We start from the raw sequence: 17,599 nt of genomic DNA, 5'->3' as shown, positions 1-17,599 counted from the left end.
AGGGATGACGCATCAGGCGACCGCTGACATCGCGGATGAAATCGCCGCCGCATCCTGCGCAATCATTTTTTCTTCGTTGGTGGGGATCACGGCAACGATAGGGGAACCCGGCAATGAAATGACCCCATCCCGACCGGCGAAGACGTGCGCATTTTTCGCCGTATCGAGCCGAACGCCGAACACCGCCAGCCGTTGGGCCGTTAACTCGCGCACCAGCGCCGAATTCTCTCCGATGCCGCCGGTAAAAATCAGGGCGTCAAAGCGATGCAGGGAGGCGAGGTGCGCGCCAAGATGGCGGGCGAGCCGGTGAACCATGACGTCGATGGCCAGGGTCGCACGCGAACAGCCGTTGCTGCGCGCTTCCTGCAACGTTCGGCAATCGCTGGAAAGGCCGGAAAGACCCAGCAGCCCGGATTCGTTATTCACCATTTTGTACAGGGCGTCGAGAGTCTGCCCGGTGGTGTGGGCGATATAGGCGGCGGCGCCGAAATCCAGATCGCCGCAGCGTGTTCCCATCACCAGCCCCTCAAGCGGCGTCATGCCCATTGAGGTATCGACGCTTTCGCCATTTTTGACGGCGCATACCGACGATCCATTGCCCAGATGGGCAATCAGGATCCCGTGGTTTTTGGGGTCAAGATTCAGGCGGGCGACCGCCTCGGCGGCGATAAAACGATGCGATGTGCCGTGAAAACCATAGCGCCTGACCTGATATTGTTGTTGATATTCCAGGGGGATGGCATAGGTGTAGGCTGCGGGCGGCAGGGTCTGGTGAAAAGCCGTATCAAACACGGCGACCTGGGCCAGCGTCGGCAGCAGCGACATGGCCGCTTCAATGCCGACCAGGTTGGCTGGATTGTGCAAAGGGGCCAGCGCGGACAGTTCCCGTATGCGAGCGATAACCGAAGGGGTGAGCAACACCGACTGTTTAAAATCACTGCCGCCATGCGCCACGCGGTGTCCAATGGCGCACAGGCGCGGCAGGAGGGCCAGACTATCAAGCCGGGTAAAGAGCGCTTTGAGCGCGCTGGTATGACTGGCTTCGTTCAGTAACTCGGTGGTTTTGTTGCCCGCCGCGTCTTTAAACGTAATACAGGCATCTTGCAGACCCAGTTTTTCCGCCAGACCGGACAGCAACGGCGCGTCCTCATTGCGCGGGAATACTGAAAATTTAAGTGATGATGAACCGCAGTTAATCACCAGAACCAGTGAAGCTAACGACATGATGACCCCAGTCTTTCAGGTGTGTGATGTGAGAGGAAAGCGCTCGCGGCTAAAACGCGCCAGCGCGGCGTTGGCGATGGCAATATCTTCTTCAACGGTACCGCCGCTGATGCCGATTGCCCCGAGCAGTACGCCATCGGACCAGCAAGGCAGCCCGCCGCCGAAACAGCAAATGCCCGGTTCGTGCTGTAAACCGTAAAGGCTGGCGCCCGGCTGGACTTCAGCCGCGAGCTCATGAGTCGCCCTTTTCAAGGCGATGGCAGTCCAGGCCTTTTGACCGGCAAGCGTATAGCTGATGAGTAAGGCGTTATCCATGCTGAAGAAGTAGCGCTGCTGACCGCAGGCATCCACCAGACTGAAAACGATCGGAACATTGCAGTCATCCGCCGCCTCGCTGGCATATTGCGCCAGCGAGGCGGCGTCCGTCAGGCTCAGCGATATCCGCCGGGGCGATAACTGACGGGCAATGGCGTTGCTGATGCGGCGGTCAAGTTCGGTATGCAGATCGTGACGCATGATATTCCTCCCGGACGGATTACTGACCGTTGAAATCCAGCGAATCGACGATGCCGACAACGGACGCATCGATAACCGAATGTTCCTTGCTGTTGCTCATCCGCGCCGAGCTGCCGGTGGTAATAATCACAATTTCACCATTGCCTGCGCCGACAAAATCGACGGCGACTTGCGCCATGCCCGTGGGCTGATAGTGTTCATCGAGACGGGCGACAATCAGTAATTTTGCGCCGTTAAGCGAGGCGTGCTTGGTGGTCGAAACCAGCGCCCCTGTGACTTTAGCCAGATACATATTCCCTCCGCGGAGGTTGAATGATGGTAATGCCGCGATCCCGGATTTCATCCCGGGCCGCGGGCGTGATAAGCGTGCCGCGACGAATATAAATGGGTTGCCCGGCCGGCGTCCGGCGCACGTCGCTGAGCGTAATCAGCGCCTTTTCGCTGCCGGCCGATTGCATGACGGTGTCGCCGGCGACGGGGTGTCCAATGACCGTGAAGCCGTATTCCATCAGGGTTTGCGCGTACTGCGAAAGACGAGCCTGAAAGGCCGGCGGCAATGTGCAGGCCGATGATTCACGGCATTCGGCGTTGAGCGTCACGATGACCTGTTTATTCTGACTGAGCGCATGGCAAGCCCAGCGGCAGACCAGGTTATCGCGTAGCCCCAGCGCTATTTTGCTCATGCTGTTGCTGGACAAGGCCGGCAGGTAAAGCCCGCAATATTCGTCCGATGAGCGGCAGGGATCGCGGTTATCGCATAATGCGTCGATGCCGCGTTGGACAAGGCCTTGCAGGCAGGCTGTTTGCAGCGACGACTCGGCGGCGCTATGCGAGAAGGTCAGCAGCAGCAAATAACCGCAGCGGTTCAGCGCGGTGAAACAATCCAGCGTCTCGGGCAGGGTGGAGAGATCCTCGCCGCTTAACACCACACGCATTACGCGGTGTGTTTGCAGACGCCGTTGTCGACGCGCCAGCAGCTCATCAATGCTGGCGTCCAGCCATTGCGATAAACGTTGTTGATCCATAAGTTGCTCCTCAGCGGCTGTGCATGGCGATGCCAAGCGGCGTGACCAGCAACGGCTCTGGCGCCTGGATGACGCGTTTACCCGTGGCCTTGCGGAAGACCTCGGCAAATTGCCGGAAACTGCTGGCGCCGCCGACCAGATAGACATCGTCAGCCGGGTAGCGCGCCAGCCAGCCGGCCGTCAGGCAAGCCATTTTTTCCGCTACCGGGCGCACCAACGCAAAGACCTGATCTTCATGTTCCGGCGATTTCTTCATCTCTTCCGCCTCGGCAATGGGTATGTTCAACGCGCCTGAGAGCACCAATGTCATATGGTTGCCGCCGGTGGGTTCATCTGCGCTAAAACAGACCTCACCGCCGCGTAGAATGCTAATGCCGGTCGTGCCGCCGCCCACATCCACTACCGCGCCGTCGCGAATGTTCATTGCCAACGCCGCGGCGACGGGTTCGTCCACAATTTGCGTCACGGCGAATCCCGCGGCTTCGACCATATTGACAATAACCTTCGTATTCCCTGCTGAGATCCCCGGCGGAATGGCCGTCGCCGCTTCGTGCAGCGTTCTGCCGAGACGTTGCTCCAGAATGTCTTTGAGGCCGATAACCACGCGGCTGGCGGCGAGAAAATCGACCACGACGCCGTCCTTCACCGCGCGGGAAGGGTGACTGACGCCCGCCACGGGGTTGTTTTGTTCATCCAGCGCAATCAAGGCGATATTGGCGGTACCCGGATCGACACCCACCTTTAGCGCTCCGGCGCAGGGGCGGCATTCGCCGCTTTTCACCAACGCAGCCAGTTCCCTCAACCGCCTGATTTCCGCGCCTTCAGCCATATTGGCGTTCCGTTATCACCCGTCTTACGCAGTCGCCGTTGCGCAAGCCGAATCCGTTCGCCTCTTCCACATCAATGTGCATTTCCAGCACGGCGTCGGCGCTGACGCGTACCAGCACGTGGCTAAGGATGCCGCCGCGCTGGCCGTCGATGCGCACATCGATTTCCATCCCATCACGCAGGGAGAATTGTTCCGCTTCGTCAGGGGAAATGTGGATATGACGCCAGGCTACAATCGTTCCGCCATGCTTTGTCACTCGCCCACACGGCCCAATAATGTCGATGCCCGGCGAGTCCTGTAAGTCGCCGGACATCCGTACCGGCGCTTTTACGCCCAGCGCAAAGCCGTCCGCGATGGAGATTTCAATCTGGGTAGCGCTGCGCAATGGCCCGAGCACCCGCACTTTACTCAGATCGCCTTTCGGGCCTCGCAGGGTTACGGTTTCTTCCGCGGCATACTGGCCCGGTTGTTTCACCGCTTTCATTCGGGTTAACGTGGAGCCGTAGCCAAACAGAACGTCCATATCTTCCCGGCTGAGATGCACGTGACGGTTGGAAATACCGACCGGAATATCCAGCGTCTGCGGGGCTTGAAGCGCGCCGGAGAGGGCGCGTGAGCCATGAGCCGCCAACTCCTGAATAATTTGTCTGGTGATCAATTCGGCTTGCTGTTGGTTGTCATTCATAACATTAACGACCTGAATAAGTGATGAAGTGGAGCGGATTTAGCATATTCAGTCCCGCGCTGCGCTTTTTGCCGTTACGCAGGACTTTTTTGACCGACCGGTCGGCTGAGGACAATCTTGTCCAGATTTATCCGGCGATGCGCGTCAGGAGCCGGTTTATATCAATGGCGTCGGGCTGGCAGGGGTTCGATGCCGTACAGCCATCCGCCAACGCAGCCGCAATAAGAGGTTTGCGTAAGGACTCGAAATCAGCCGGATTGTTGCCCAGTTCGGTCAGGGTGGCGGGGATGGCAAAATGGCGATTCATCTCGCGGATGCTGTTTATCAACGCGTGCAGCGTTTGCTGCGGGGTCGCGGCCTGGATGCCCATAATGGCGGCGCATTTCAGGTAGCGCGCCATCGCATAAGGGGAATGCTCAGCGTTGTATTCAATAATCAGCGGCAGCAGCATGGCGTTAATTTTGCCGTGAGCAATATGCAGCATGCCGCCGATAGCGTGCGCCATACCATGAACCAGTCCCAGCCCCGCGGAGTTAAACGCCATGCCCGCCATGCAGGAGGCATTGTGCATATGGGCGCGAGCCTGAACATTTTTCTCGTCCCGGAAAATCTCCGGCAGGTGCTGCCAGGTCAGCGCGATAGCTTTTTCCGCGAGTGCGTTGCTAAAATCATTGGCCCCCGTTGAGACCAGCGCCTCAATGGCGTGCGTGAGCACATCCATCCCGGTATCGACGGCGACGTGCAGGGGGACGGAGAGCACCAGATTAGGATCCAGAATGGCGCAATCCGGCACCAGTTCATCCGCGATAAGGGGATATTTGCGCCCATTTTGCGGGTCGGAAATGATGGCATAGGCGGTGACTTCCGACCCCGAACCGCTCGTGGTCGGGATGGCGATAAGTTCAATGGCGTGACCGGGTAAATACTCTTGCAGCGTGACCTTAATCCCTTTGGCGGCATCCAGCGACGAACCGCCGCCGAGCGCAATAATCACGTCCGGTTTGAAGGACTTAAATTGTGCGGCGCCTGCCAGCAGGATTTCAACGCTCGGGTCGGGTTTTACGTCGCTGAAAATAGAGACCGAGGCGTGGGGCATCTCATTGATCAAATAGCGAGTCTTCCCTGAGGTCGCCATAAAATTATCGGTGACGATCCCGACTTTTTTATGGTTTAGTCTGCGCAACGTACCGATCGAGTCTTCGCCAAAATAGACTTTAGGAATGGAAAAAAAAGAGCTCGCCATTTATCAACTACCTTTTTCTTAAACAAATGACCGGCACGCGAACGCCGGGCGTAAAAAGAGATTTCATGGTGTCATGGGGGAGGGGGAAAGCCGCTATCTATGTTTGTGCTTTGCCAGGATTATGTTGCTGTCGTGATTTATTGGCCGACAAAAAAATGCAGCGGGGCGGGGACGTCAGAAAATATTTCCTGCGATGCAATGAAACCGGCTGAACCCCTCGCCGCCTATATTCTCGTCGACGGGCAGTAGCGTGCGTGATTTGCTGCACTATGACGCTGGAATGGCGGTAGGTTACTACTCTTAAACCCACTGATTTACCAGCAATAAAGATATGGCAAGACTTAAATGGTAAACAACCGGGCGATACGGGAAGTGCTGTGGAGTACGGGTATCCGGCGCATGGATGCGGCGAACCTGCTGCTCCATGCCGGCCTGAACTGGCGAAACTCGATGACGGCGGCCACCTGTTTATCAGCCACAAAGGGACAGGGCTGTCACAGGCGACGCTGGCGCAGATGCTGGAAAACGGCGCGGACACGAGACACATGCAGGCCATCTTGGGGTATGAGAAGCTGGAGACAACGCAGGTCCACACGCGGGTCGCCATCGGCCACTTACAGAAGGTGCATGGAAAAACACACCCGGCGGAGCGCAAGCGACGGAGAAAGCAACCCGGGCAGACCCTGACAAGAGCGAAAAGAATGAGTATGATTAAATCCTACTTGGCGGAAGAAAGGGGTTATCGATGAGAACGACACAGCAGATGAGTATCACGCTGCCGAATGAGATGGCGGCGCAGGTGAAAGCGCGTGTTGCCAGCGGTGAGTATGCGTCGGAAAGCGAGGTTATCCGGGAGGGGCTTCGGGCGCTGCTGGCACGTGATAATGCGGTGGAGAAATGGTTGCAGGAACAGGTTGTACCGGCATGGAATGCGCTGCAACGCGGTGAAACGGACAGCCTCAGCGGTAACGACATCAGAAACAGACTGAAAGCCGAGCACAAGAAGGCGACCGGAGAGGAATAATGGTTTACAGGGTGGTGTTCGCACCAGAGGCGGAAGCGCAACTGGCAGAGTTGTATCACTATATCGCAGCAGCGGCGACACCAAAAACGGCACTCAGCTATACGGAAAGCGTGGTTGACTACTGTGAGTCGCTTGAACTGTTTCCGGAGAGAGGAAATCAGCGTGATGATATCCTGCCGGGGTTGCGCGTGACGAACTACCGTAAAAGAACGGTTATTGCCTTCATCGTGGAGGAGGATAAAGAGACCCTAACGGTGCTGGGTATCTGGCACGGCGGGCGGGACTATGAAAGCGACCTGTTGCCGTATGAAACAGACTGAGAGTGCAGCGGCGGGCGCTGCTGCTGTGCGCGTCGGGACTGTTAGGTTAACATGCTGTGAATGTTGTAAAGGGCGCGCTTTAAAAAAACATTGGCATCAGCGAGTTAGGCGCATTAAAAAGTACGGCGAGTACCAGATAATCCCTATGATCCGATAGGGCACTTGATGGGTTAAACAATTACCATACGCTCCGAATCCGCTGAAGTGAATCGACTCGTTAGGTTTAAGTAACTTCTTTACATCATCGGTATTCCATGCTCCATCGGGTAGTGCGCACACTGTTTACCAGCAAGCAATCGATTCCTGTGAATAGAAAACAGCTTCAATAATGATCGTGATAGTTACTGGCGACAGCGGGATGAAAGTGAACTACATAGGCGAAGCTTAAAAACCAAGTGTAGAGGTTAATATGTTATCTCAGAAGGTTAAAGAATATCTTAAGAATCAAGGATGGTGGTTTGATGACGTATCCGAAGATTATAAGAATGCACTCAGTAAATTGGGTATAAATCAATCATCTGATATATATGAATTTTATATTCACGCTGAAGATTCCCCCACTTTTTATAGTCGCCAGAAAGAAATATATCAGCTTGGTTGGTTTATCTTAAATTCAGATTACGATCTGGATTTGAAAAGAACTCATAACATATTAGGATTAAAGGATGAATATATTCCGCTTGATAAACCCTGGCTCTTCGAGCCAGCGGCTGTTAAGGTTGATGGCAGACGGCCGTTGGGCCTGCCGTTTTGCGGGGCGTATCCCACAGTGTAGTAACGTTCTGTTTTAGCTGCTTTATTGTAGGAAAATAGGAATAAACAATGTTAGTGACGATTTTAGATCCAAACAGAATTGTTGTTGAAGTCGATGAGGATAAAGATAATATAGAGTTATTAAATCTCGGTTTTTCCAGAAACGGAGGTTCTTACTCCATTTTCATTGAAAATGAAGAAAGACAATTATTTTTAATTGAAAAGTTGGCTGGTATTGGTGCTTTTTTTTCTTATGGCCAAGGTTGGGCTCCATCTCAAGTAATGGAATACTTAAAAGAACAAGGGAAAATAAACTTTACATATAAAGAGATTTCGTGGCGGGGACCGGATGATTACATAATAAGAGATAAGTAATAACGCTGGAAGTGTTCTCTGGAATTCTTCCGGATTTTACATTATACGCTTATTCAAACGAGTCGTGTCTCCGTTCTAAGTATTGTCAAGTAGATCTCTATGCAGTGAGGAACACAACGCCAACCCGTTTACCTATCGTCACACTATCACTACGATGCCGCCGGGCGACTGTTGGCACAGAAAGATTCCCTGCTGGATACCGATCATTCTGCTGGACGAGGAGCAATTTTGCCAGTACCACAACCGTGTGACGCACTATAAAGCACTGGCAGAGCCTGTATGCTTATGAGCCGAATCCGTTGACGTAGATCGATCCGCTGGGGCTGACGGAATGTAGTGCGATAGGAGAAGTTAAACCAAGAGGGCTTAATAATGATGTTTTTTAACGATGAGGTTAAATTACAGATAAATATTATTGGATATGAATGCGAAGCAAGTTGAATTCCCTGAAGAGTATATATTAGATGTCGGTTTAATACCCTGTTTTGAAATTGATGATAAGTTCCATGGCATATTAATTAAGGGTTATGATTTGCATTCGCCAATATATTCCGGTAACGCTGATAATTTAGTTGAATTGAAAGAAAAAATAAATAAAGCATTAGTGCTTTTATAAAAAACCGGCGGCGGGCGATCTCTAACATTTTTCCGGCTTTTTTATTATCGATCAGTTATTATCTGTAATCTTCGCCAGATCCAGCAGGCCGGAAAAGGCGCCCAGCGAATGATTCGCGTGTTGCGGCCGAGTGTCTAGTCTTACGTCAAAATTTGGATAATGCTTGCTTTATTGTGGAGTGTCTTTGTTGTATTTGGGTATTATCAGTTGTGGGATACAAACGGTCTGGAGGCAGTTGGTTTGAACAAAGACATCCGAAACGGCGTGCTGGTAATAACAGGTCTACTATTGTTGACGTTCTCCGGGCATTGGTTGTGGAAGGCTCGAAGTGTGGCTTCAGCAAGTGCTATGCCCACAGTCTCAGCATCTGCACAGGCGTCATCTGCGCTTGCAGGAGAGGGTAAATCGACTTTTCCCGCTAATACCAAGCAGTCCATGCTTGCCGGCGATGACGAGCGTTTCGTGCTTGAGGTACGTGGGCTGGGCCTGGCGGTAGGGGACTACTAGCAGACAGTTTGGCAGGCTATTCGCGAAGATGATGATCCTTTCAAATCGGTTCTTCCTCAAGATCCTGCCTATTACGATCCAAACGTACGAATGGGATCAGCTACTTTAGCCGCTTCCAACTCATTTGGTTCGGCTGCGAAGGAAGCAGTAGAACGCTGGCCTGTCCCAGTCATCATTATAGGTCCACCGACGGCACGCCAGGATGGCACGATGGCGTCTGGAATTGCCCTTTATCGTCAGAAGGAAAGTTTGGGTCTTTCACTCTTTCTCTGGCAGGACGATGCAAATACTGCGAGCGCGCAGCCAATCCTGGAACGACTTTTCAAATTTTTCGATGAACATCCGGATGTGCCTGAAGTGTTACTGGTTAGCAACGATTCTGAGGGCACTCGCTATCGGATTTGGAATACGCCAGGTATGCCTCCGTGGCCAGAAGGTGTCCATGTGCCTTTAGTGGCAGAAAGTATGACGGCGTTGCTCGTGTCACGTAGTGACAGAGTGGATAAGCTGGTTCGTCCTTATGCCGTCCAGGTAGACGAAAACATCAACAAGAACGACACTCAGTACGACATTATCAAGCTATGGAACTTCTTCTGGGAGAAGCGCACTGCTTTCGGCGACCAATACGAAGCGGAACAGGAAGCGAAGGGCATCGAAATGTCCTACGCTCCGGGTGTTCCCAAAGCAGACTGGTGGATCGCTCAATTGCCTGAACTGTGGGAGCAAATCAGCAATAAGGGGCCCGGCGACTTCAAGCCCAGCCCGTATCTGCCTGTGCGCTGGACAGATTGGCAGGTCAGGCAGTTCGATGACGCCCCTCTGCTGGGTTACATCCATCGCCCTGTCCGGGTGCCGCTAACGGATAAGGAAGGCAAACCTTTCAAGCGAACCGCACAGATTGCAGCATTGCGAGAAGGCTGGCAACGATCGGTGGCTACGCTGCCGGAATCGGGCAAGCCTTCGCGGGTCTTCTACGATACAACCGAGGATCGTGAATGGGTGATCCCGCTCACCCAGGCCTTGCAGGGCAATAGTGAAGGCATCGATCTGGACGACAGGCACGAGGGTTACGACATCGGCCGACGTCTTGGCAATACCGGCGTCAGCTCAGCACTCGTCCAGATCGGTCTGGCGGTGCAGGGGGGTTACGAGGACGGACGCACCAGTGCTACGGTTAACCTTACGCCTGATGGTTACGCCGGTATTGTGATGGTCAGCCCTCCGGATGCGGCAAGCAAGGAAGAAAACACGAAGCGTCGCGGTAAGAATCCCTTCCTTGCTCATGTTCCAGGTGGCGAGGGTGAGATGCCATAACCCGCAAACTCGTCGTGGTCGGTGACCGCTACAGTCATGGCGGCCAGGTGATCGTTGGTGCGTACGCCGCGCGAATAGGCGGCATCTCCATAGCCCAAGATAGTTGGCAATCCCCGGGGTACGGCGCCGGCAAAAGATGCGCCGTCCGTGGCGCCCGGCACCGCTTTCAAGCATATGTAGTCATGTTCTGAGGTTGGTATTCCGGCGCGGCAACCCACTTCCCATCCACTAGTTTTTCCCAGCCATCGTAACGTTTCTCTCCTTTCTGCCACAATTGAACGTCCCAATGGCTGTTCTGCCTCTCTTGGCCGTCTTTCACGCCGACGCCGAGTGCACGGCCGAGATCGATGGTTTGGGCATAGTTGTCCAGGTCCAGATGGAATTTCCCATAGCTATAGACGGGGCTGGCTTCGACGTATTCCATTTGCAACTGCGCAACTTTATTGGCAGCGCTTACCAACGCACTGGATGCATTTAATGACTGTTCCACCAGTTTTGTCTGAGCCGTATCCAAGGTGCCTTGCGAGTCGATGACTACAAGCCGACCGTTCTCCCCCACACTGAAGCCAAATGATTTCTCGGCTAACTGTGGATTAGTGGTGGCGAATTCTTTCTGAAAAGAAGCATAGCTCGCGGTCAAAGCATCGAATGCATTTGCCAGATCTTTACTAATCTCAGAGGTCGGCCGGTAAACAACAGTGCCGGCCCCGGGCCTGGAGACCTTCTGATAGACATCAAAGTTGCCTGGGTCGGCCGGCACAGACGTGTCTTTTACCGAGGGGCGTTCGGCGTCCATGGTTGCGCTGGCCACGCTGCTGTCTTCCAGCACCGTAGGCTGAAGCTTGTCGGCAGATTGTCCGGCAGCAGCCAGTCTGCTCTGCCAAGTCGCTATTGATGTACTCAATGAATTGATTTCCATATCGTTCTCCGATGGTATTGATTAAACTTTAATCTACTATCGGCAAGCTGATGGGAAAACTTTAATTGCTGAAATGAGACTTGATGAAAAATACCGGTGATTGAATTGATTGAATTGATTGAATTGATTGAATTGATTGAATTGATTGAATTGATTGAATTGATTCATGACAATTACATCCAAAACATGTCGGCAGTAATGTGCTGTTTGCACGGCCTCTTGCTGGTTGATGCTGATTTCGTCAAAAGGAAAAGCTTGTGGATAGTAAATCTCATTTAGAAGCGCAGCTCAAATCTAATGATATTGCTAAGATATCGGAGGCGCTTCTCTATATCGCTCACAACATCAATGATGTTGAATGGGCTGAAAAGAAAGTCATGGAGATGGCTAATAACCCAAAGGAAGATGTTAGTGGGTTGGCATTGACTTGCTTAGGTCACATAGCAAGAATCAATGGGCGAATTAGTAAGGAAATTGTTATTCCGTTTTTGAAGGAAAAGATGAATAGCACTAATAAAACATTGGCATCAATAGCTGAAGATGCCCTTGATGATATAAATATGTTTACTTGATTTTTATCATTTCAAGCATTTATTAAAGCCGAAGAATTGAGTGGTGAATTAGTTTCACTAAGTGGCGCCTTGAAGGAGATGTTTGCTGGAAGTCGGGTATCTGTGCTGATTGAAAATAAATAGGAAACCGCTGAAATGCGAAAGGGTGGTTTTATCTGTTATTTCAAAGACCTGTAGGCATTTTTGAAACAATAAATGGTGCGTTCTAATGGACTCGAACCATCGACCCCCACCATGTCAAGGTGGTGCTCTAACCAACTGAGCTAAGAACGCATTCAGGAAAAGTTTTTAAAACTTGCTGTCTGCCTGACAACGGGAACGAATATTAACGGTCGCTCTTGTCGCTGGCAAGGGGGAAAATGCAAATTTGTGGCCCTGTACGGTGCGATTGCTGCGCTTCTATGCATTCCGCTGTTTTTTTCATCCGTTTTCGCCGTCCGTGGCGTGCGCCAGCGCGATATCAATGCGCTGATCGCGCTAAAATCAGCGCGGCCGGCTGGCGCTGAAGAAAACGAATGCGTGCGACCATCATGATGGCGGAGGCGGTTAAGCCGATGATGAACCCGCACCAGAATCCCGCCGGCCCCATGCGGGGAACGAGATAATCGGTCAACGCCAGCAGGTAGCCGCCGGGAAGCCCCAGTACCCAGTAGGAGACGAAGGTGATATAGAAGATCGAGCGGGTATCTTTATAACCGCGCAGCACGCCGCTGCCGATAACCTGTATGGCATCCGATATTTGATAGACGGCGGCCAGCAACATGAGTTGCGACGCCATTGCCACAACCGCGGGCTCCTGATTGTACAGCCGGGCGATCGGTTCGCGCAGCAGGCCGGTGAACATCGCGGTGCAAAATGCCAGCGCCACGCCGCACATAATGCCGGTATAGGAGGCGATTCGCGCATTCTCGACCGACCCTTCGCCCAGACGATGGCCGACACGGATGGTGGTCGCGATACCAATAGAAAGCGGCAGCACGAACATCAGCGAGCTGAAGTTGAGCGCAATCTGGTGACCGGCGACATCAACCACGCCAAGCGGCAACACCAGTAGCGCCACCACGGCAAATAGCGTCACTTCAAACAGCAGCGCCAAAGCGATGGGCAAACCCAGGGTGAATAGCCGTTTCAGCACCGGCCAGTCGGGTTTAAATCCGGGCTGCTGTAGCTTGATGTCGCGCAGCCAGACGGCTCTTTTGCTATAGGCCGCCATCAGCAGAAACATGATCCAGTAAACGGAAGCGGTAGCGACGCCACAGCCGACCCCACCTAGCTCCGGCATACCGAATTTACCGTGAATCAGGATATAGTTGATCGGTATGTTGATTACTAAGCCGATGAAACCAATGATCATGCCGGGCAGGGTTTTTGACAGCCCTTCGTTTTGACCGCGTAAAACCTGATAAAAAAGATAGCCTGGCACGCCCCAAAGGAGCGCTTGCAGATAGCCGACGGCTTTTTCCACCAGCTCTGGCGAGTCGTCATTCATCAGTCGGATAATCCGCTCCCCTTGATGGAGGGCCAGCATGGTCAGCACGGAAACGATCAATGCCAGAAAGAAAGATTGTCGAATTTGATGTGCGATACGGTCTCGGCGGCCTGATCCATTTAACTGCGCCACAACCGGAATAAGCGCAATCAACAGACCATGCCCGAAAAGAATGGCCGGTAGCCAGATTGACGTGCCGACGGCGACGGCCGCCATATCCGTTGCGCTGTATGCGCCTGCCATGATGGTATCAACCACCCCCATGGAGGTCTGGGACACTTGCGCGATGATGACAGGGATCGCGAGCGCTGATAATTTACGCGCTTCTGACAGATACTTCTGCACAAACACCTACCTTGAATTGACGAACTTAGCGGGATGATTAAACGTGGATAAAAAACGCGCTGCTATCACGAATAGCAATAAGCGCCTCATTGTAACGGCTTGCCGGAGGTAAATCAGCTTGCGGGAAAATAAATTAATCAAAGGTTCAAGAATGGTTTAAATGCGAACCGGCGATGGCAATCAGGTTTGGTTTTCCTCTTAATATGGGGCAAACTGCATCATAGCCATTTATACCCGCCGTTTTTCAGGTTGCCGGTGTATTGACTGCTCTCGCTCACCCGCGGCGTTTATTTGCGTAAGCGTCTAGGCATTCGTTCGATGGTCGTCTGCCCGCACCTTGAATTTATTGGGTGAATATTAATCAGCAATGAGTTGTTACCCGTATCGCTTAGCACTCATTTCTTTTACAGCATTCTTTGAGAGGCAAGCCGTATGTTTACCGGTATTGTTCAAGGCACCGCGCCGGTGGTGTCTATTGATGAAAAAGTCAATTTTCGCACACACGTTCTTCAATTGCCGCCTGAGTTATTGCCGGGCTTGGTGCCTGGCGCTTCGGTGGCCAACAATGGTTGTTGTCTGACGGTAACGTCGGTCAATGGCGATCGCGTTAGTTTTGACCTGATGAAGGAAACGCTGCGGTTGACCAACCTGGGCGATATTACCGAAGGCGACAGCGTTAACCTTGAGCGGGCGGCCAAGTTTGGCGACGAGATCGGCGGACACGTTATGTCGGGTCATATCATCTGCACGGCGGAAGTGGTGAAGATCCTGGTGTCGGAGAACAACCATCAGATCTGGTTCCGCCTGGCGGACGAGTCGCTGATGAAGTATGTGTTGCATAAAGGTTTTATCGGCATTGACGGCATCAGTCTGACTGTCGGTGACGTCACCCGCAGCCGTTTCTGCGTTCATCTGATCCCCGAAACGCTAAATCGCACCACGCTGGGACAAAAGAAACTGGGGCAGCGGGTGAATATCGAAATCGACCCGCAAACTCAGGCCGTGGTGGATACGGTAGAACGGGTATTGGCCGACCGAGGAGTTAGCGAGCCGTCCAGCGAAGAATAAGCGCTCAACAAAAAACCGCTCGGCGTATTGCGCGGGCGGTTCGAGGGCCAAACGATTAACGCGGAACGCGTATCCCGCCTTCAACGCCTTCCTTACTGAAAAGTACCTGCCAGAGCTGAATATCCCGCGCGCGGAACGCGCCGGCGCAGGCATTCAGGTAGTAGCTGAACATCCGGCGGAAACGCGCGGAGTAACGGTCGGCAAGCGCGGGCCAATGCTGCTGGAAACGCTCGAACCAGGCCATCAGCGTGCGATCATAATCGGCGCCGAAATTGTGCCAGTCTTCCATCACCATATAGGGTTCGCTGGCGCGCGCGATATGCTGGACGGAGGGAATGCAACCGTTGGGGAATATGTATTTATCAATCCAGGGATCGACTTTAGAGTCGGTTTTTTGCGCGCCGATGGTGTGCAGTAAAAATAATCCGTCGGACTTAAGGTTCTTATTAACGACCTGAAAATAGGTCTTGTAATTCTTGGGACCCACGTGTTCAAACATGCCGACGGACACCACCCGATCGAATTGCAAATCCAAATCGCGATAGTCCTGTAATAAAATCTCGACGTCCAGACCCTGACAGCGTTGCTGGGCCAGTTTCTGCTGTTCTTTGGAAATGGTGACGCCGATGACGGACACGCCATAACGACGTGCGGCGAATTCGGATAGTCCGCCCCAACCGCAGCCAATGTCCAATAGCTTCATTCCTGGTTGCAACTGGAGTTTTTCGCAGATCATTTGCAGCTTGTCTTCCTGCGCCTGCTCCAGAGTGGTCGCCTGTTTCCAGTAGCCGCAGGAGTATTGCATGTAAGGATCCAGCATCAGCGAAAACAGGTCGTTGCCCAAATCGTAGTGCTCTTTGCCGACAATCCAGGCGCGTCTTTTGGATTGCAGATTGATCAGTCTTGCGGCGGCAACGCGCAAAATGTCTTTCATATGATGGGGGACTTTTTTATCCAGACCGGCGCGTAATATGCGGTGAAAGAACATATCCAGTCGTTCGCATTCCCACCATCCGTCCATGTAGCTTTCACCCAATCCTAATGAGCCTTCACGCAACACGCGTTTGAAAAAATCGGGATTTTTAATCTTTATATCAAAAGGGCGGGAGCCGTTGATTTTGATATCGGCCATGTCCAGCATTTCACGCACAATTTGAAACCAGGAGTTGCCATGGCTCTCCAGTCCTTCTACATCCTCTATACACGATGAACTCATAATTTCTCCCTACCTTGCCGCTCACGGTGAAAACTGCAAGGAAAGCATAGACAATTTTTTACCCATTATCGGCATCGGTGGGTATCACCCATCGTCTACCCTCTGAATAACAAGAGGAAAATGAAGAGAAAAAGCCGGTACGCAAATACGTAGAGGCACTCATCCTTAAAATAAACGCGCACATCCAATATGCGCTCACACTATATAAGGATAGTGAATAAAGAGATTAATATGGTTGTTGTCGTCGAATTGCTGATCAGTTTAGGACTGCTTCAGCCAGGGTACAAGCATAAATTGGCTGAAGCAGCGTAGCGGCTAGAGGGTATAGCGGCAGATAAATGCGTGGGTGCTCAGGAATAACGCCGGTAATCGCGGAATGGGCCATCGGCGACGGAACGACGTTCTATCAGCGAAGGATGAACCTCAATAACCTGGGCGTCTTCGCGCTTACTGGTAATTCGGTCCAAAAGCATCGATAAGGCCGATTGTCCCAACCGTTCTTTCGGCTGGTGGATGGTGGTCAGCGCCGGGGTGAAAAAACGGGCATGACGAACATTGTCGTAGCCAATGACCGAGATATCCTGGGGAACGTGTAGCCCCAGTTCGTCCGCCGCGCAGATAGCGCCCATGGCCATAATATCCCCGCCGCAGAAAACCGCCGTGGGACGATGTTTCTGCGCCAGAATCTGGTGCATCGCCTTATAGCCGGATTCGGGTTCAAAGTCGCCCCGTACGATCCATTCATCGTGAATCTGAATATCGGCGTCGTGCAGCGCTTTTAAAAAGCCAAGATAGCGTCCGCTGCCGGTATTGCGCTCAAGAATGCCATGAATGGCGCCGATTTCCCGGTGACCGCGTTCGATAAGATAACGGCCCGCCATATAACCGCCTTCAAACGCGTTATCAATAATGGTGTCGGTAAAATCGCTGTGAGCCTGTCCCCAATCCATCACCACCATCGGAATACTGCGATAGTCTTCCAGCATGGCAAGGAGTTCGGGCGGATATTCCGCGCACATCACCAGCAATCCGTCGACGCGCTTTTGCGCCAGCATGGAAAGGTAGGCGCGCTGTTTATCGATGTCGTTATGCGAATTACACAAAATCATCGTATAGCCTTTGGCGTAGCAACCGTTTTCAACGGCTTCAATGATTTCCGCAAAGTAGGGCGCTTCGCTGGAGGTCGCCAACAGACCGATAGTCCTTGTATTATTCACTTTAAGACTGCGGGCCACGGCGCTGGGCGAATAGTGTAATTCTTTGATGGCGGCCCTGACGGCGGCTTTGGTTTCTTCGGCGACGAAACGTGTTTTATTTATCACATGCGATACGGTTGTGGTCGAAACGCCTGCGCGCTTTGCCACATCTTTGATCGTTGCCATGTAAAAGTGACTCCTAACCGACTCATTACAGTCGTATATATATTGTTAATCGTTTGCCTGCGTTTAACGTTCTCTTTCCAGATAAAAAAACAGAATTTTAGAAGGAGAATGCCGAATGTTATACCTGAAGGGGCAAGGCGGACTTTCTCGACCAATACGCGGCGTGTCGTCAAACAG

Annotated in this window: 19 protein-coding genes, 1 tRNA gene and 3 pseudogenes; 10 read left to right on the top strand and 13 right to left on the bottom strand. The window is 52.6% G+C overall.

Annotated features, from left to right (window positions below; all coding sequences use genetic code 11):
• Window positions 1-12 precede the first annotated feature (12 nt).
• The 7 genes from tdcD to ABRZ28_RS16940 form a co-directional block, all read right to left on the bottom strand.
• Window positions 13-1,224 (bottom strand): propionate kinase, encoded by a 1,212-nt coding sequence (gene tdcD / locus ABRZ28_RS16970; RefSeq protein ID WP_319606416.1) that lies wholly within the window; start codon window positions 1,222-1,224, stop codon window positions 13-15.
• Between the two features lie 15 nt (window positions 1,225-1,239).
• Complete coding sequence (locus tag ABRZ28_RS16965; protein WP_330520982.1) at window positions 1,240-1,740, bottom strand: GlcG/HbpS family heme-binding protein; 501 nt, start codon at window positions 1,738-1,740, stop codon at window positions 1,240-1,242.
• A gap of 19 nt (window positions 1,741-1,759) precedes the next feature.
• Window positions 1,760-2,032, bottom strand: a complete 273-nt coding sequence (locus ABRZ28_RS16960) for a EutN/CcmL family microcompartment protein (RefSeq protein ID WP_319606418.1) — start codon at window positions 2,030-2,032, stop codon at window positions 1,760-1,762.
• On the bottom strand, window positions 2,019-2,765 hold the full coding sequence (locus ABRZ28_RS16955) for a flavoprotein (protein ID WP_330520981.1): 747 nt from the start codon (window positions 2,763-2,765) through the stop codon (window positions 2,019-2,021). The genes ABRZ28_RS16960 and ABRZ28_RS16955 overlap by 14 nt, the downstream gene beginning before the upstream one ends.
• A 10-nt stretch (window positions 2,766-2,775) precedes the next feature.
• Complete coding sequence (gene eutJ / locus ABRZ28_RS16950; protein ID WP_330520980.1) at window positions 2,776-3,594, bottom strand: ethanolamine utilization protein EutJ; 819 nt, start codon at window positions 3,592-3,594, stop codon at window positions 2,776-2,778.
• Window positions 3,587-4,279 (bottom strand): phosphate propanoyltransferase, encoded by a 693-nt coding sequence (pduL, locus tag ABRZ28_RS16945; RefSeq protein ID WP_330520979.1) that lies wholly within the window; start codon window positions 4,277-4,279, stop codon window positions 3,587-3,589. The genes eutJ and pduL overlap by 8 nt, the downstream gene beginning before the upstream one ends.
• Before the next feature lie 127 nt (window positions 4,280-4,406).
• The gene (locus ABRZ28_RS16940) at window positions 4,407-5,522 is read right to left on the bottom strand and encodes a 1-propanol dehydrogenase PduQ (RefSeq protein WP_319606423.1); all 1,116 of its coding nucleotides are present in this window, start codon (window positions 5,520-5,522) and stop codon (window positions 4,407-4,409) included.
• Window positions 5,523-5,950: 428 nt separating this feature from the next.
• Between ABRZ28_RS16940 and ABRZ28_RS16935 the strand changes: the two are divergent.
• The 3 genes and pseudogenes from ABRZ28_RS16935 to ABRZ28_RS16925 all read left to right on the top strand — a co-directional run.
• Window positions 5,951-6,271 (top strand): annotated as a pseudogene (locus ABRZ28_RS16935) (hypothetical protein); the annotation flags it as partial.
• Window positions 6,268-6,546, top strand: coding sequence for a type II toxin-antitoxin system ParD family antitoxin (locus tag ABRZ28_RS16930; RefSeq protein WP_330520978.1), 279 nt, complete (start codon window positions 6,268-6,270; stop codon window positions 6,544-6,546). The pseudogene ABRZ28_RS16935 and the gene ABRZ28_RS16930, both read left to right, overlap by 4 nt.
• Window positions 6,546-6,866, top strand: coding sequence for a type II toxin-antitoxin system RelE/ParE family toxin (locus ABRZ28_RS16925; protein WP_330520976.1), 321 nt, complete (start codon window positions 6,546-6,548; stop codon window positions 6,864-6,866). Before ABRZ28_RS16930 ends, ABRZ28_RS16925 begins: the two co-directional genes overlap by 1 nt.
• Window positions 6,867-7,551: 685 nt before the next feature.
• Here the strand turns inward: ABRZ28_RS16925 and ABRZ28_RS16920 are convergent.
• Window positions 7,552-7,667: pseudogene (locus tag ABRZ28_RS16920) on the bottom strand (SymE family type I addiction module toxin); the annotation flags it as partial.
• A gap of 21 nt (window positions 7,668-7,688) precedes the next feature.
• Between ABRZ28_RS16920 and ABRZ28_RS16915 the strand changes: the two are divergent.
• From ABRZ28_RS16915 to ABRZ28_RS16895, 5 genes and pseudogenes are all read left to right on the top strand, one after another.
• On the top strand, window positions 7,689-7,994 hold the full coding sequence (locus ABRZ28_RS16915; RefSeq protein WP_330520975.1) for a hypothetical protein: 306 nt from the start codon (window positions 7,689-7,691) through the stop codon (window positions 7,992-7,994).
• 421 nt (window positions 7,995-8,415) lie between these two features.
• Complete coding sequence (locus tag ABRZ28_RS16910) at window positions 8,416-8,610, top strand: hypothetical protein (RefSeq protein ID WP_330520974.1); 195 nt, start codon at window positions 8,416-8,418, stop codon at window positions 8,608-8,610.
• Window positions 8,611-8,769: 159 nt separating this feature from the next.
• The gene (locus ABRZ28_RS16905) at window positions 8,770-9,117 is read left to right on the top strand and encodes a hypothetical protein (protein ID WP_330520973.1); all 348 of its coding nucleotides are present in this window, start codon (window positions 8,770-8,772) and stop codon (window positions 9,115-9,117) included.
• 15 nt (window positions 9,118-9,132) lie between these two features.
• Window positions 9,133-9,528 (top strand): annotated as a pseudogene (locus ABRZ28_RS16900) (type VI lipase adapter Tla3 domain-containing protein); the annotation flags it as partial.
• Between the two features lie 6 nt (window positions 9,529-9,534).
• Window positions 9,535-10,431, top strand: a complete 897-nt coding sequence (locus ABRZ28_RS16895; RefSeq protein ID WP_330520995.1) for a hypothetical protein — start codon at window positions 9,535-9,537, stop codon at window positions 10,429-10,431.
• A gap of 166 nt (window positions 10,432-10,597) precedes the next feature.
• On the opposite strand, the gene ABRZ28_RS16890 is transcribed toward ABRZ28_RS16895, so the two are convergent.
• Window positions 10,598-11,350, bottom strand: a complete 753-nt coding sequence (locus ABRZ28_RS16890; protein ID WP_330520971.1) for a hypothetical protein — start codon at window positions 11,348-11,350, stop codon at window positions 10,598-10,600.
• A 257-nt stretch (window positions 11,351-11,607) separates the two neighbouring features.
• Here ABRZ28_RS16890 and ABRZ28_RS16885 point away from each other — a divergent pair, with 257 nt between their 5' ends.
• Window positions 11,608-11,922 (top strand): hypothetical protein, encoded by a 315-nt coding sequence (locus ABRZ28_RS16885; protein WP_330520970.1) that lies wholly within the window; start codon window positions 11,608-11,610, stop codon window positions 11,920-11,922.
• Window positions 11,923-12,118: 196 nt separating this feature from the next.
• Here the strand turns inward: ABRZ28_RS16885 and ABRZ28_RS16880 are convergent.
• Both ABRZ28_RS16880 and ABRZ28_RS16875 read right to left on the bottom strand, forming a co-directional pair.
• Window positions 12,119-12,195, bottom strand: a tRNA-Val gene (locus ABRZ28_RS16880).
• Window positions 12,196-12,382: 187 nt separating this feature from the next.
• Complete coding sequence (locus tag ABRZ28_RS16875; protein ID WP_330520969.1) at window positions 12,383-13,756, bottom strand: MATE family efflux transporter; 1,374 nt, start codon at window positions 13,754-13,756, stop codon at window positions 12,383-12,385.
• A 432-nt stretch (window positions 13,757-14,188) separates the two neighbouring features.
• Here ABRZ28_RS16875 and ABRZ28_RS16870 point away from each other — a divergent pair, with 432 nt between their 5' ends.
• Window positions 14,189-14,824, top strand: a complete 636-nt coding sequence (locus tag ABRZ28_RS16870) for a riboflavin synthase subunit alpha (RefSeq protein ID WP_330520968.1) — start codon at window positions 14,189-14,191, stop codon at window positions 14,822-14,824.
• A 55-nt stretch (window positions 14,825-14,879) separates the two neighbouring features.
• On the opposite strand, the gene cfa is transcribed toward ABRZ28_RS16870, so the two are convergent.
• Window positions 14,880-16,040: a cyclopropane fatty acyl phospholipid synthase gene (cfa, locus tag ABRZ28_RS16865; protein WP_319602232.1), complete on the bottom strand. Its 1,161-nt coding sequence runs from the start codon at window positions 16,038-16,040 to the stop codon at window positions 14,880-14,882.
• A 350-nt stretch (window positions 16,041-16,390) separates the two neighbouring features.
• The gene (gene purR / locus ABRZ28_RS16860; protein WP_319602233.1) at window positions 16,391-17,422 is read right to left on the bottom strand and encodes an HTH-type transcriptional repressor PurR; all 1,032 of its coding nucleotides are present in this window, start codon (window positions 17,420-17,422) and stop codon (window positions 16,391-16,393) included.
• Between the last annotated feature and the right edge of the window lie 177 nt (window positions 17,423-17,599).

Origin of the sequence: Brenneria sp. g21c3, assembly GCF_040240345.1 — a bacterium.
GTDB lineage: Bacteria > Pseudomonadota > Gammaproteobacteria > Enterobacterales > Enterobacteriaceae > Brenneria.
Note: the sequence above shows the minus strand (reverse complement) of the source record. Positions and strands in the feature narration are given on the sequence as shown.

Excerpts from the sequence above, each read along its gene's own strand:
- tdcD (WP_319606416.1), bottom strand. The coding sequence starts at position 1,224 with ATGTCGTTAGCTTCACTGGTTCTGGTGATTAACTGCGGTTCATCATCA.
- ABRZ28_RS16965 (WP_330520982.1), bottom strand. The coding sequence starts at position 1,740 with ATGCGTCACGATCTGCATACCGAACTTGACCGCCGCATCAGCAACGCC.
- ABRZ28_RS16960 (WP_319606418.1), bottom strand. The coding sequence starts at position 2,032 with ATGTATCTGGCTAAAGTCACAGGGGCGCTGGTTTCGACCACCAAGCAC.
- ABRZ28_RS16955 (WP_330520981.1), bottom strand. The coding sequence starts at position 2,765 with ATGGATCAACAACGTTTATCGCAATGGCTGGACGCCAGCATTGATGAG.
- eutJ (WP_330520980.1), bottom strand. The coding sequence starts at position 3,594 with ATGGCTGAAGGCGCGGAAATCAGGCGGTTGAGGGAACTGGCTGCGTTG.
- pduL (WP_330520979.1), bottom strand. The coding sequence starts at position 4,279 with ATGAATGACAACCAACAGCAAGCCGAATTGATCACCAGACAAATTATT.
- ABRZ28_RS16940 (WP_319606423.1), bottom strand. The coding sequence starts at position 5,522 with ATGGCGAGCTCTTTTTTTTCCATTCCTAAAGTCTATTTTGGCGAAGAC.
- ABRZ28_RS16930 (WP_330520978.1), top strand. The coding sequence starts at position 6,268 with ATGAGAACGACACAGCAGATGAGTATCACGCTGCCGAATGAGATGGCG.
- ABRZ28_RS16925 (WP_330520976.1), top strand. The coding sequence starts at position 6,546 with ATGGTTTACAGGGTGGTGTTCGCACCAGAGGCGGAAGCGCAACTGGCA.
- ABRZ28_RS16915 (WP_330520975.1), top strand. The coding sequence starts at position 7,689 with ATGTTAGTGACGATTTTAGATCCAAACAGAATTGTTGTTGAAGTCGAT.
- ABRZ28_RS16910 (WP_330520974.1), top strand. The coding sequence starts at position 8,416 with ATGAATGCGAAGCAAGTTGAATTCCCTGAAGAGTATATATTAGATGTC.
- ABRZ28_RS16905 (WP_330520973.1), top strand. The coding sequence starts at position 8,770 with ATGCTTGCTTTATTGTGGAGTGTCTTTGTTGTATTTGGGTATTATCAG.
- ABRZ28_RS16895 (WP_330520995.1), top strand. The coding sequence starts at position 9,535 with ATGCCTCCGTGGCCAGAAGGTGTCCATGTGCCTTTAGTGGCAGAAAGT.
- ABRZ28_RS16890 (WP_330520971.1), bottom strand. The coding sequence starts at position 11,350 with ATGGAAATCAATTCATTGAGTACATCAATAGCGACTTGGCAGAGCAGA.
- ABRZ28_RS16870 (WP_330520968.1), top strand. The coding sequence starts at position 14,189 with ATGTTTACCGGTATTGTTCAAGGCACCGCGCCGGTGGTGTCTATTGAT.
- cfa (WP_319602232.1), bottom strand. The coding sequence starts at position 16,040 with ATGAGTTCATCGTGTATAGAGGATGTAGAAGGACTGGAGAGCCATGGC.
- purR (WP_319602233.1), bottom strand. The coding sequence starts at position 17,422 with ATGGCAACGATCAAAGATGTGGCAAAGCGCGCAGGCGTTTCGACCACA.